The sequence below is a fragment of the Butyricicoccus sp. AM27-36 genome (assembly GCF_003480945.1).
GTDB lineage: Bacteria > Bacillota > Clostridia > Oscillospirales > Butyricicoccaceae > Agathobaculum > Agathobaculum butyriciproducens.
Window position 1 is genome coordinate 1 of record NZ_QUJR01000022.1, and the last position, 333, is coordinate 333.

The following is a 333-nucleotide window of genomic DNA, read 5'->3' on the forward strand; positions in this document are numbered from 1 at the left end:
AGCGTGTTGACCGAGTCGTTGGACAGGATGCCGAGGTTCAATACGTTGATGGTCACGCCCTCATCGATCATATCGGTGATCATGCCGGACGCCTGCGACACGGACCGCGCCAGCCGGTCGAGCCGTGTCACGATCAGTACATCGCCGCGCCGCAGCTGCGCCCGCAGCCTGTCCCATTCCGGTCGGTCCATCTTGGTGCCGGTGAACGTGTCCGTGTAGATTTTTTCCGCGCCCGCCGCCGTCAGCGCCGCCTGCTGCGCGTCCAGACTGTTGCCGTCGCGCGCCTGCGTTTTGGTGGATACTCTCGCGTAGCCGAATATCATGCCAATCCCT

1 protein-coding gene is annotated in these 333 nt (G+C 63.1%); it reads right to left on the reverse strand.

Annotation, left to right across the window (positions count from 1 at the left end; genetic code table 11):
* The coding region (locus DW724_RS15505; protein WP_147358688.1) for a recombinase family protein at nucleotides 1-323 on the reverse strand (323 nt) is incomplete at its 3' end.
* Between the last annotated feature and the right edge of the window lie 10 nt (nucleotides 324-333).